Source organism: Enterobacter cloacae complex sp. 2015409 (assembly GCF_041365315.1).
GTDB classification, from domain to species: Bacteria; Pseudomonadota; Gammaproteobacteria; order Enterobacterales; family Enterobacteriaceae; genus Enterobacter; species Enterobacter pseudoroggenkampii.
This window is the reverse complement of the sequence record NZ_JBFTVM010000001.1, coordinates 329,870-341,661: the sequence shown is the minus strand read 5'-3', so window position 1 is coordinate 341,661 and position 11,792 is coordinate 329,870. Positions and strand designations below refer to the sequence as shown.

At 61.7% G+C, this 11,792-nt stretch carries 10 protein-coding genes; 3 read left to right on the top strand and 7 right to left on the bottom strand.

What is annotated here, in order from left to right; genetic code table 11:
* The first annotated feature begins 141 nt into the window (after nt 1-141).
* The 3 genes from glpA to glpC are packed head-to-tail and all read left to right on the top strand — an operon-like array spanning nt 142 to nt 4,164.
* A complete protein-coding gene (gene glpA, locus ACDO57_RS01585; protein WP_370883441.1) occupies nt 142-1,770 on the top strand; it encodes an anaerobic glycerol-3-phosphate dehydrogenase subunit A in 1,629 nt (542 codons plus the stop codon).
* Nucleotides 1,760-2,977, top strand: coding sequence for a glycerol-3-phosphate dehydrogenase subunit GlpB (gene glpB, locus ACDO57_RS01580; RefSeq protein WP_370883440.1), 1,218 nt, complete (start codon nt 1,760-1,762; stop codon nt 2,975-2,977). The genes glpA and glpB overlap by 11 nt, the downstream gene beginning before the upstream one ends.
* Nucleotides 2,974-4,164 carry an anaerobic glycerol-3-phosphate dehydrogenase subunit GlpC gene (glpC, locus tag ACDO57_RS01575; protein ID WP_048992450.1) on the top strand — a complete coding sequence of 397 codons (1,191 nt, stop codon included), beginning with the start codon at nt 2,974-2,976 and terminating at the stop codon, nt 4,162-4,164. The genes glpB and glpC overlap by 4 nt, the downstream gene beginning before the upstream one ends.
* Nucleotides 4,165-4,197: 33 nt before the next feature.
* Here the strand turns inward: glpC and ACDO57_RS01570 are convergent, their stop codons facing one another.
* The 7 genes from ACDO57_RS01570 to menD form a co-directional block, all read right to left on the bottom strand.
* On the bottom strand, nt 4,198-5,397 hold the full coding sequence (locus tag ACDO57_RS01570) for a nicotinamide mononucleotide deamidase-related protein YfaY (protein ID WP_024908210.1): 1,200 nt from the start codon (nt 5,395-5,397) through the stop codon (nt 4,198-4,200).
* A gap of 93 nt (nt 5,398-5,490) precedes the next feature.
* Entirely contained in the window at nt 5,491-6,030 is a 540-nt protein-coding gene (locus ACDO57_RS01565) for a YfaZ family outer membrane protein (protein WP_024908211.1), read from the bottom strand.
* A gap of 124 nt (nt 6,031-6,154) precedes the next feature.
* Entirely contained in the window at nt 6,155-7,516 is a 1,362-nt protein-coding gene (gene menE, locus ACDO57_RS01560; protein ID WP_370883439.1) for an o-succinylbenzoate--CoA ligase, read from the bottom strand.
* Entirely contained in the window at nt 7,513-8,478 is a 966-nt protein-coding gene (menC, locus tag ACDO57_RS01555; protein ID WP_370883438.1) for an o-succinylbenzoate synthase, read from the bottom strand. The genes menE and menC overlap by 4 nt, the downstream gene beginning before the upstream one ends.
* Nucleotides 8,478-9,335 (bottom strand): 1,4-dihydroxy-2-naphthoyl-CoA synthase, encoded by an 858-nt coding sequence (menB, locus tag ACDO57_RS01550; RefSeq protein WP_014832749.1) that lies wholly within the window; start codon nt 9,333-9,335, stop codon nt 8,478-8,480. The genes menC and menB overlap by 1 nt, the downstream gene beginning before the upstream one ends.
* Nucleotides 9,332-10,108 carry a 2-succinyl-6-hydroxy-2,4-cyclohexadiene-1-carboxylate synthase gene (menH, locus tag ACDO57_RS01545; RefSeq protein ID WP_370883437.1) on the bottom strand — a complete coding sequence of 259 codons (777 nt, stop codon included), beginning with the start codon at nt 10,106-10,108 and terminating at the stop codon, nt 9,332-9,334. Before menH ends, menB begins: the two co-directional genes overlap by 4 nt.
* Entirely contained in the window at nt 10,105-11,775 is a 1,671-nt protein-coding gene (menD, locus tag ACDO57_RS01540; protein WP_208763106.1) for a 2-succinyl-5-enolpyruvyl-6-hydroxy-3-cyclohexene-1-carboxylic-acid synthase, read from the bottom strand. The genes menH and menD overlap by 4 nt, the downstream gene beginning before the upstream one ends.
* Nucleotides 11,776-11,792: the final 17 nt, after the last annotated feature.

Genomic DNA, 11,792 nt, shown 5'->3' with positions numbered 1-11,792 from the left:
GTTACAGAAATATGACAGAATGCGCAAAAAAGCGCATGAAATCACGTTTCATTTTCGAATTACGCGCGTTTATGTTCGAAATCAAACAAACCACAAAATTAATATGGCTAAATGATAAAAAACGAACATAGAGGGTAAACAATGACCATTCACGATCCTCGCTACAGCGATGTGATAATCATTGGCGGTGGCGCAACCGGCGCCGGGATCGCACGCGATTGCGCCCTTCGCGGCCTGAGCGTCACGCTTCTGGAACGCCATGATATCGCTACGGGCGCAACCGGGCGTAACCACGGCCTGCTGCACAGCGGCGCGCGGTATGCGGTCACCGACGCTGAATCCGCGCGCGAATGTATTGCTGAAAACCAGATCCTCAAGCGTATCGCCCGCCACTGCATTGAGCCGACCGACGGCCTCTTTATTACCCTTCCCGAAGATGATCTCGCCTTTCAGGACACCTTTATTACCGCCTGCAGCGCCGCGGGCATTCAGGCTGAGGCCCTGGATCCGGCGCTGGCGCGGCGGCTGGAACCGTCGGTTAACCCGGCGCTTATCGGCGCGGTGAAGGTCCCTGACGGCACCGTCGATCCGTTCCGCCTGACCGCCGCCAATATGCTGGACGCCCGCGAGCATGGCGCGCACATCCTGACCGGGCATGAAGTGACCGGGCTTATCCGCGAAGGCCATCGTATCTGCGGCGTGCGGATCCTTGATACGCAATATAACGAACACAGCGAGCTGTATGCCGCCGTTGTGGTCAACGCGGCGGGGATCTGGGGGCAGCGGATTGCGGAATACGCGGACCTGTCGGTGCGCATGTTCCCGGCGAAAGGCTCGCTGCTGATCCTAGACCACCGCATCAATAACCACGTGATCAACCGCTGCCGCAAACCGTCTGACGCCGATATCCTCGTGCCGGGAGATACCATTTCGTTAATCGGGACGACCTCAACCCACGTGGACTACAGTGAGATTGACTACAACCGCGTCACCGCTGAAGAGGTGGACATCCTGCTGCGCGAAGGGGAAAAACTGGCGCCGGTGATGGCCCAGACGCGTATTCTTCGCGCCTACGCCGGCGTGCGTCCGCTGGTCGCCAGCGACAACGACCCGAGCGGACGTAACGTCAGCCGGGGCATCGTGCTGCTCGATCACGCCGAACGCGACGGCATGGACGGGTTTATCACCATCACCGGCGGCAAGCTGATGACCTACCGCCTGATGGCCGAGTGGGCGACCGATGCCGTCTGCCGCAAGCTGGGCAATACCGAACAGTGCGTGACGGCAGAACAAGCCCTGCCCGGCTCGCGTCAGTCCACCGAGAAGACGCTGCAAAAAATTATCTCCCTGCCCGCGCCGCTGCGCGGGTCCGCTATTTACCGCCACGGCGACAGAACGCCACAGTGGCTCGGTGAAGGACGACTGAGCCGCAGCCTGGTGTGCGAGTGCGAAGCCGTCACCGCCGGTGAGGTGCAGTACGCGGTGGAGAATCTGACGGTCAACAGCCTGCTCGATCTTCGCCGCCGCACCCGCGTCGGAATGGGCACCTGTCAGGGCGAGCTGTGCGCCTGTCGTGCCGCCGGTCTGCTGCAGCGTTTTCACACCACCACCGCCACCCAGTCGCTCGATCAGCTCAGCGCGTTTTTAAACGAGCGCTGGAAAGGCATTCAGCCTGTCGCCTGGGGCGATTCCCTGCGCGAAAGCGAATTTACCCGCTGGGTCTACCAGGGGCTTTGCGGTCTTGAGAAGGAGCAACGCGATGAAATTTGATACCGTAATCGTCGGCGGCGGGCTGGCAGGCCTGCTCTGCGGCATCAAACTCACGAAGCAGGGGCTGCGCTGCGCCATTATCACCCGGGGCCAGAGCGCCCTGCACTTCTCGTCGGGCTCGCTGGATCTGGTGGACGAAGCGTACCGCGATAAGCTGCCGCCGGAGCACCCGTATCACCTGATTGGCGCGCAGCATATTGACCGCTTTGCGCTGGAAACCGAAGCGCTGCTGGCGGACTGCGGCGCGCGTCTGCAGGGCAGCGCCCGGCTCAATCACCAGCGCGTTACGCCGCTCGGCACCCTGCGTTCCGCGTGGCTCAGCCCGGAGGAGGTGCCCATTGCCCCCATTCGCGCGGGACGTGTGCGGGTGGTAGGGATTAGCGGCTTTCTGGATTTCCAGCCCCATCTCGCAGCGGCGTCGCTCTGTCGCCAGGGCGTTAACGCGGAAACGGCAGAGATAGAACTGCCCGAGCTTGATGTCCTGCGCGATAACCCGAGCGAGTTTCGCGCGGTGAATATCGCCCGTTTTCTTGATAACGAGGACAAATGGCCGCTGCTGTATGACGCGCTCAGGCCGCTCGGCGAAACCTGCGATGCCATGCTGATGCCCGCCTGCTTCGGTTTACGCGACAACCGACTCTGGCGCTGGCTCTCGGATCGTCTGCCCTGCTCGCTCGGCCTGCTGCCAACGCTGCCCCCTTCCGTACCCGGCATTCGCCTGCATACCCAGCTCCAGCGTCAGTTTGTCGCGCAGGGCGGCGTGTGGATGGCGGGTGATGAGGTGAATAAAATCACCCTGACCGACGGCGCGGTGAGCGAAATCTGGACGCGCAACCACGACGATATTCCGCTTCGCGCCCGCTATACGGTACTGGCCAGCGGCAGCTTCTTCAGCAACGGGCTGCTGAGCAGCCGGGAGGGCATCCGGGAAGCCATTATGGGGCTGGATGTTCGCCAGCATGCCTCACGCGCGGACTGGTATCAGAGTGATTTCTTCTCGCCGCAGCCCTGGCAACAGTTCGGCGTGATTGTCGATAACCAGCTGCATCCGCAGCTTTCCGGTAAACCCGTCAGGAATCTCTTTGCCATCGGCTCGCTGCTGGGCGGGTACGATCCCATTGCCCAGGGATGCGGTGGCGGGGTCTGCGCCGTCACGGCGCTGTATGTGGCAGAGCAGATTAGCCAGCGCACGGAGGCTGAACAATGAACGACACCCGTTTTGAAAGCTGCATCAAATGCACGGTGTGTACCACCGTCTGCCCGGTCAGCGGCGTTAACCCACGCTATCCCGGACCAAAGCAGGCCGGGCCGGACGGCGAGCGCCTGCGCCTGAAGGACGGCAAGCTGTACGATGAAGCGCTGAAATACTGCATTAACTGCAAACGCTGCGAAGTCGCCTGCCCGTCGGATGTGAAAATCGGCGATATCATTCAGCGCGCCCGGGCGCGCTACAGCACGCAAAAACCGACACTGCGCGATGCGATCCTGAGCCACACCGATCTGATGGGCAGCGTCTCGACGCCCTTTGCCCCCATCGTGAATGCCGCGACCTCGCTCAAACCGGTGCGTCAGTTGCTGGATGCCACGCTGAAGATAGACCATCACCGCAGCCTGCCGAAATATTCTCACGGCACCTTCCGCCGCTGGTACAAATCCGTCGCGGCACAGCAGGCGCAGTACGCCGATCAGGTGGCCTTTTTCCACGGCTGCTATGTGAACTACAACCACCCACAGCTGGGTAAAGACCTACTGAAGGTGCTGAACGCCATGGGCACGGGCGTTCAGTTACTGAACAAAGAGAAGTGCTGCGGCGTACCGCTAATTGCCAACGGGTTTACCGATAAAGCGCGCAGGCAGGCTCAAAGCAATGTCACCTCCCTGCGCGAAGCCATTGTCGATAAAGGTATTCCGGTGCTGGCGACCTCGTCCACCTGTACCTTCACACTGCGCGATGAGTACCCGCATCTGCTGGACGTGGATAACACCGGCCTGCGCGAGCACATCGAGCTGGCGACGCGCTTCCTGTGGCGCAAACTGGATAGCGGGCAGACGCTGCCGCTGGGAAAATTGCCGCTGAAAGTGGTCTATCACACGCCGTGTCATATGGAAAAGATGGGCTGGTCGCTCTATACGCTGGAGCTGCTGCGGCTTATTCCAGGCCTGGAGCTGACGGTGCTGGATTCGCGCTGCTGCGGGATTGCGGGGACCTACGGCTTTAAGCGTGAAAACTACGAAACGTCACAGGCGATTGGCGCCCCGCTGTTCCGTCAGATTGAAGAGAGCGGCGCGGATATCGTGGTAACGGACTGCGAAACCTGCAAGTGGCAGATTGAGATGTCCACCAGCAAGCGCTGTGAACATCCGATTACCCTGCTGGCGAAGGCGCTGGGCTGAACAGTGCCGGGGCGAAAGGCCCCGGCACAGGTTTTACTCGATGAACAGCGACTCGACCACATGGATCCAGCCGTGCTCGCTGGCAACCTCTTTGCCATTCAGCCAGCGGCGCAGCATGTTCAACGCCATCATCGCGCAAACCTCCTGACGCACCGCCAGGCTATGGCGGGTGATGCTCATTTTAACCCGCAGCGCCCAGGTGCCTTCCGGCGTCGCCAGCGCGAAGTTAAGGTATTCCTCGTCCAGCCCCCCGACAAACAACGCCAGACCGGCAAAATGCTTCACCCTTCTCTCGGACGCCCAGCGGGCGGTTTGCGCGAGAGTCTCCTGCTGGAACGGCACCACTTCGCTGGCCAGCAGCGGCGCGTTGACGCGCGACAGCTGCAGCGCCAGCAGGCCACCGGTGAACTGCTCGCTTAAGGTCACGCTCAGCTGACGCGCCTGTAGATGCGTCGCAATCTGCGCGGGCAACCCTTCCGTACCTTCAAAGATCAGGCTTTCGCCCGCCACGCGCTGCACCTCGGGCCACAGGGCCAGCATCGCCTCTTTCTGTTCGGCCGGGCCTGTCAGCTTAAGTTCAATGATCGGCATGGAGGAGCGATAGCCCATGGACACGCCTGGCGGCAGCGGAAGATGATCGAGGCTCTGGGCCAGATCGCTTTCCGAGCGGCCAAAGGTGGTCAGACGCAGGCACAGCGGCGGTTCAGGCAGGGTAAAACGATCGCGAAGGCGCGGCAGGATCTGCTGCTCGACCATCACTTTAAATTCTGAGGGCACACCCGGCGTAAAGAACATCAGGCAGCGGTTCAGCTGCATAGCAAACCCGCACGCGGTACCCACCGGGTTATCGACCAGTTCAGCACTGGCGGGAATTTCAGCCTGTTTGCGGTTGCTTGGGGCCATGACGCGGCCACGTTCGGAGAAAAAGCGCTCCATCTGCGAAAGCCACGCCTCGTGCAGCACCAGCCCTTCGCCTTTTGCGGTCGCGGCGGCCAGCGCGCTGAGATCGTCGCCGGTGGGGCCGAGTCCGCCGTTCACAATCAGCACGTCGCAGTGCTCGCTGCGCTCACGCAGAATAGCGACCAGCGACTCAAGATTGTCGCCTACGGTATTGCGGCGCGTTAACGGTAATCCTTGCTCAAAGAAAAGATCGGCAAGCCAGGCAGCATTGGTATCAATAATTTGTCCATGCAGCACTTCGTCGCCGGTGGATAACATCTCCACGTTAATCATTATGTTCTCCCGCTTATATGGTCAAAACACTATAGCGCAAACGCGGGGTGGAGAAGAGAGAAACTGGCGCGACAGAACGCCGCGCCGGAGTGATTAGAAGCCTGCGCTAACGCCCACGTACGGGCCGTCGGCCAGCGCGTTGTCACGGTTGCCGTCTTTACCGGCCAGGTTCAGATAGCGATAGCCAGCTTCGATGGTAATCGGACGCATGATGGTCCAGCGCGCACCGGCGTTGGCCTCTTCATAGCTTTCGATACCGCTGGAGAGGGAGTCCGGCGAATAGTAGTACTCACCAAACAGGCCGAAGCTGTCGCCAATTTTCCACTGCAGGCCGCCGCCCACTGCCGCCGCGTACCCTTCATCACCGTCATTTGGGTTGGTATAGATACCTTTACCGCCAACGGTGGCCAGGAACGGGCCAAGAGGAACGTTGAGACCCAGGCCGAGGCTGGCCGCGTCGCCGTCGTCATCGTTATGCGTCCAGCCGCCGGTCATCGCCAGACCGGATGTCTCGGTACCCATGCCAAAGCCCAGGTGGGTATAATCCTGACCCGCCGAGCCGTTAATGCTGATGGCGTTCGCCGCCGCCGATACAACCATCAGGCCGAAGCCCAGTAATGCCACTTTTTTCATTGTCGTGATCCCGCACAATTATTATAAAGAAGTCCCAAAACCGCGAGATTTTAACCGGAGTCTCCCGGGGATCAAGCACTCTGCGTGCGGCCGGTCAGTAGATTGTAACTATTTGAAACGGCTATTATCCCTTCAGCGATGCGTTCACCCACTGCTGCAGCGCGCGGCGTGAGATTTTGATGCCGCCATTTTTGAGTTCAGTCGGCAACAGCAGCCAGCGGACGGGTTGCTCAAAACGCGCGACCTTATCCCTGACCCAGTCGGGTAAGCAGGTGATATCCGTTCCCGGTTCGCACTCCACCACCGCCACCGGACGTTGCCCGAATTCAGCGTCGTCCAGCGGGACGATAAACACCTGGTTAATCTGCGGGTGCGTGGCGATAACGCGCTCCAGCGATTCCGGCTGGATCCCTTCTCCGCCGCTAAAAAAGAGGTTGTCCATGCGGCCGAGGATCGTCAGACGGCCGTCATGCCATTCGCCGCGATCGCATGTGGCGAACCAACCCTGCGCGTTGGTCAGCGGAATCATTTCGCCGTCTCGCCAGTAGCCTGAGGCCATGCTTTGCGCCCGGATCCAGACTTCACCGTTAACCACCTGCACCTCTCTGCCCGGCAGCGCACAGCCCACGTCCGGCTCGCCGTCCGCCTCTTTCGCACAAACGGTAGAGGCAAACTCGGTCAGACCGTAGCCGCAGAAGGTGCGTATATCCTGCTCTCGCGCCTGTTCGGTCAATTCAACAGGGATGGCCGCCCCGCCCAGCAGCACCACTTTCAGTGCGACAGTCTGGTGGGTATTAAGCAGACGCCAAAGCTGGGTCGGCACCAGCGAGGCGTGGGTGCAGCCGCGCAACGCCTGCTCCAGAGGCTGTTTCTCGCGCACGGTTAACCGCGCGCCGGCCTGCAGCCAGCGCCATAAAATCCCCTGGCCGGAAACGTGGAACAGCGGCAGCGAAAGCAGCCAGTCATCGTCTTTACCGTAGGGCATCAGCGACAAAACGCCGCGCGCGCTGGCGAGATGCGCCCCGCACGTATGCACCGCCGCTTTCGGTAGCCCGGTGGAGCCGGAGGTCAGCGTCATGGAGGCCAGCCGCGCCGGTTGCCACGCAGCGCAATACGCATCGGCTGCCTCGTGCATGCGCAGGGCAGGAAGAGCGTCGTAGCTGCCGTCCAGCACCAGCGCAAAACGCAGCGTCATCTGCGGAAGCAGCACGTCCAGCAGCGGGCGCGGAAGCTGCGGATTAGCGGGAAGAATACGCGCCCCGCACTGGAGGAGCGCCAGCCACGCCAGCAGGGTTTGCGGATGATTATGGGCCAGCAGCAGCACGCCGTTGCCCTCCTCCACGCCCTGCCGGTGAAACTCTGCCGCAAGCCGGTCGACGCGGGTGCACAGCTGCTGCCAGCTGAGCACCTCATCGTTCAGCCTGAGGGCCGGTTTATCAGCAGACAGCGCGCACCAGTGCCGCCACGGCCAGTCGGTAAAACTCATCGCAGCAGCTCCAGCGCCTCGACGTCGAGGCACGGCAGCGCGCTGTCCGGCCAAGGGCGGAGAAGCTGAGCCTGCATCAGGTTCAGCGTGTCGAGGCCAGGAACCGTATCCGGCGTTAGCCAGGCGGCCACGCGCGCCAGCTGGGTTAGCCCAAGGCTGGACTCAATTGACGAGCTGATCACCGCCGTCAGCCCTAAGGCGTGCGCCGCCGCGACCTGCTCGCGCACTTTCGCCAGGCTGCCGGTCAGCGTCGGTTTAATCACTACCGCGCTGACGCCGGGCTCGGCAGCAAATTCAAAATCGGCCTCGCGCAGGCTTTCATCCCAGGCGATGGCAATCCCCGTTTCGCGGGCGAACGCGCGCGAATCCTCGCGGGTTTTGCACGGCTCTTCGAGGAAGGCAATGCGGCTGCGGTACGCCGGATTGACGTACTTTGCAAACTGCTGCGCCTTAAGCGGGGTCCAGGCGCGGTTGGCGTCCAGACGCAGATGCAGATCGGGGATCGCCTCCAGCAGCAGGTTGGCGACCATGCCGTCGCGCACCGCTTCATAGAGACCGACTTTAATTTTCGCCACCTTCTCGCCCGGCATGGCGGAGAGCAGCGCGAACAGCTCGTCAGGATCGCCCGTACAGAGCGGCGCCGCGCGGTAATTCCCCGCTTCCGGCAGGCTGCCGTCCAGCTCCGCCAGCGCGCAGCTGATACCAAAGGCCGCGGAAGGCACCTCCGGCAGCACCGGATCCGCCCCCCCGCGCCACGCGTCCGCCCAAGCCAGCAAGGCCGTCTGCGCGTCATCCAGTGACTCCTGGCTAAAGCCCGGCAGAGGCGAAATCTCGCCCCAGCCTTCCCGCTCGCCCTGCTGCAGATGCACGAAGAAGCCGTCACGGGTTTTTAACCGCCGTTCACGCAGCACCACGCCCGCGTCCATCGGTATCTGCCAGCGGTAAACCTGCGCGCGACGCATTACGGATTCCGTTTGTATTTGCTGAAGTCCGGCTGGCGTTTTTCGTTAAACGCGTTGCGCCCTTCCTGACCCTCTTCGGTCATGTAGAACAGCATGGTGGCGTTGCCCGCCAGCTCCTGCAGACCCGCCTGACCGTCGCAGTCGGCATTGAGCGCGGCCTTCAGGCAGCGCAGCGCCATCGGGCTGTTTTGCAGCATTTCACGGCACCAGCGAACGGTCTCTTTTTCGAGATCGGCAATCGGTACCACGGTATTCACCAGGCCCATATCCAGCGCTTCCTGCGCGTTGTACTGACGGCACAGGAACCAGATTTCGCGGGCTTTTTTCTGCCCGACGATGCGCGCCATGTAGGAGGCACCCCAGCCGCCGTCGAAGGATCCTACTTTCGGGCCGGTCTGGCCGAAGATGGCGTTCTCGGCGGCAATGGTCAGGTCACACATCATGTGCAGGACGTGGCCGCCGCCGATAGAGTAGCCCGCCACCATCGCCACCACCGGTTTTGGACAGGTGCGGATCTGACGCTGGAAATCGAGGACGTTCAGGTGATGCGTACCCGCATCGTCCTGGTATCCGCCGTAGTCACCGCGCACTTTCTGATCGCCGCCGGAGCAGAACGCTTTCTCGCCTTCGCCGGTCAGGACAATCACGCCGATGTTATCGTCGTAGCGCGCATCCGCCAGGGCCTGAATCATCTCTTTCACGGTCAGCGGGCGGAAGGCGTTACGCACCTGCGGGCGGTTGATGGTGATTTTGGCAATGCCGTCGGTGGATTTGTGGTAACGAATGTCGGTGTAGCCTTCGGAGCAGTCCTGCCATTCAACCGGGGCGTAAAGCATGTTTTCATCAGGGTAGATCATAGAGTGTCCTTTATTCGAAGACGCAGTATCTGAGCCAGACTTGCCGCAACCGCATCGGGGTTTTCCCGGTGGGCGTTGTGTCCGGCGTTGGGAATTGCATGGCAAACGGCGTTCACTTCCGCGGCAAGGGCCGCGAACTTCTCATCACGTTCGCCATAGAGATAATCAAAAGAGAAATCGCGCGCGCTCAGGGCAGCACGCAGGTCGGGCTGCACGGCCAGCGAGGTCGACTCAAGCATCATCGCCAGCATCGCGCCGTCGTTCTGGCTGCGCAGGGTAATCAACGCCTCGCGCTGGGCGTCCATGAGGGAGGAAAACACAGGCTGTTGATACCAGCCAGCGAATACCTTCTCCAGCGGTTCGCTGCGAAAACGCGTTGCCCAACGGCGGTCGGATGCCAGCCGCGCCTGTCGCGCATCGGCATCCTGCAGGCCCGGATGTCCTCCCTCCACTATCACGCCTTGCAGCCCCTTTGGCTGCTGGCAGGCATGGAACATCGCAATGCGGCCGCCGAGGGAGTACCCGATGAGCCAGAAATTCAGTATGTTGTAACTAATAAGAGTTTGGGTGAGTAGCCTGCTCATCTCGTCAAAGCCCGTGACGCCCAGATTCCGGGATCCACCGTGCCCCGGCAGATCCAGATACAGCCGGGGGTAGTCACGGAGTCGCTCACCAACAACCTGCCACTCGCGGCAATCGCCGGAAAAACCGTGCAAAAAGACCAGCCAGGGATAGCCTGGTTTTCCGGCCTGCTGCACGCCCGAGAGGATCACAGCTGGCTCACCTGCGCCAGCAGGCTTTGCAGGGTCTGCGCACCGTCAGCATCGTTTACCACCAGCTCAATCAGCGTCGCACCCGGCTGCTTCCAGGCGCTGCTTAACGCCGCGTCCAGCTGTTCCCAGCTTTCCGGGCGATGGTATTTCAGGCTAAACATCGCCGCGGCGTGTTCGAACTGCACGTTCTGCGGCATCAGATAGAAGCGCTCGCGCTCGCTCTGCGGCGTAGGCAGCAGGGAAAAAATCTGCCCGCCGTTGTTGTTGACCACAATCAGCACGAACGGGGCTGACGCCTGACGCAGCAGCGCCAGCGCGTTGAGATCGTAGAGCGCGGAGAGATCGCCCACGATCGCCAGCGTTGATTTCGCGCTGGCGCGCTGCACGCCCGCCGCCGTGGAGATCAGCCCGTCGATACCGCTGGCGCCACGATTGCTGTACACCGGGTAGCCCGCGGGCAGCTTCGAAAAAGCGTCAATCAGCCGCACGACCAGGCTGTTGCCGACAAACAGCTGCCCCTGTTCAGGCAGGCACTGGCGAATACGGTGCGCCAGCCCGGCCTCGCTAAACGCCTCACAGTGCGCTTTGGTCAGTTCCCACGCCTGGCGCGAAAGGTCCGGGATGGCAACCGCCCAGGGCTTGCGTTTTTCAGCCGGATGAAGCGTCAGCCAGGCGTCGATACGGCTGATCAGACGACGTCCGCGGTGGTGCGCCGGGTCAAGCCGCCCTTCCAGCGCGTCCACCAGCCAGTACTCTTCCGGCGTGCAGGTGGCCTGCCACTGCAGTAAGCGTTTGCCGGTCAAACTCGATCCAAGCTGAACCACAATCTGCGCCTGCGACAACTCGGTGACCGCTTTGGCATTACCCAGCCAGAGGTCGGCGCACGGCAGCGGCTGACCGGTCTGGGAAAGCACGTCGCCTATCAGCGGCCAGCCCAGGGTTTGCGCCCATTCGGCGACAAGCTTGCCTTCGGCGGCGCTCATGCGCCCGGCAATCACCACGCCGCGCTTCTGCCGCCAGAAGAACCAGTCGCGCTGCTTCGCGCTCTCAAGGTGCGTCTGCTCGCGAAGCCACGGTTTTTCACTCTCCCACCAGTCGCCAAGGGATTGCTGCCAGTCAAGACCCGTATCGTCCAGCTCACCGTACAGCGGCTCGGCAAACGGGCAGTTAATGTGCAACGCCCCGCTGCGCAACGTCTCCAGAGCGTGATCGACGGTGGAGACCAGCCAGCTTGCCGGAATATCCTGGGTGGGACGGGGCAGCGAAATCGTCTGCGAAGGATGAGAAGAAAAGAGCCCCGGCTGACGGATGGCCTGATTGGCGCCGCAGTCGATAAGCTCAGGGGGGCGATCGGCCGTCAGTAAGATCAGTTTTTCACCGGTTAACCCGGCTTCAATCAGAGCCGGATAGAGGTTCGCCACGGCGGTACCGGAAGTGACGATCACCGCCACGGGCTCTTTGCTGACCTTCGCCAGACCCAGCGCGAGATGCCCGAGGCCACGCTCATCAAAGTGGGTGTGATGAATCAACGCCCGGTTTTCGGCGGCCGCCAGCGTCAGCGGCGTTGAGCGAGAACCCGGTGCAATACACACGTGCCTGACGCCGTGGCGCGTCAGGGCTTCAAGGATCACCGCCGCCCAGCGTCGGTTAAAAGAACTTACTGACATGAGATTGTCCGGTATCA

What these genes read in the sequence shown, in the direction of transcription:
- glpA (WP_370883441.1), top strand. Translation starts at nt 142, where the DNA reads ATGACCATTCACGATCCTCGCTACAGCGATGTGATAATCATTGGCGGT.
- glpB (WP_370883440.1), top strand. Translation starts at nt 1,760, where the DNA reads ATGAAATTTGATACCGTAATCGTCGGCGGCGGGCTGGCAGGCCTGCTC.
- glpC (WP_048992450.1), top strand. Translation starts at nt 2,974, where the DNA reads ATGAACGACACCCGTTTTGAAAGCTGCATCAAATGCACGGTGTGTACC.
- ACDO57_RS01570 (WP_024908210.1), bottom strand. Translation starts at nt 5,397, where the DNA reads ATGATTAACGTGGAGATGTTATCCACCGGCGACGAAGTGCTGCATGGA.
- ACDO57_RS01565 (WP_024908211.1), bottom strand. Translation starts at nt 6,030, where the DNA reads ATGAAAAAAGTGGCATTACTGGGCTTCGGCCTGATGGTTGTATCGGCG.
- menE (WP_370883439.1), bottom strand. Translation starts at nt 7,516, where the DNA reads ATGAGTTTTACCGACTGGCCGTGGCGGCACTGGTGCGCGCTGTCTGCT.
- menC (WP_370883438.1), bottom strand. Translation starts at nt 8,478, where the DNA reads ATGCGTCGCGCGCAGGTTTACCGCTGGCAGATACCGATGGACGCGGGC.
- menB (WP_014832749.1), bottom strand. Translation starts at nt 9,335, where the DNA reads ATGATCTACCCTGATGAAAACATGCTTTACGCCCCGGTTGAATGGCAG.
- menD (WP_208763106.1), bottom strand. Translation starts at nt 11,775, where the DNA reads ATGTCAGTAAGTTCTTTTAACCGACGCTGGGCGGCGGTGATCCTTGAA.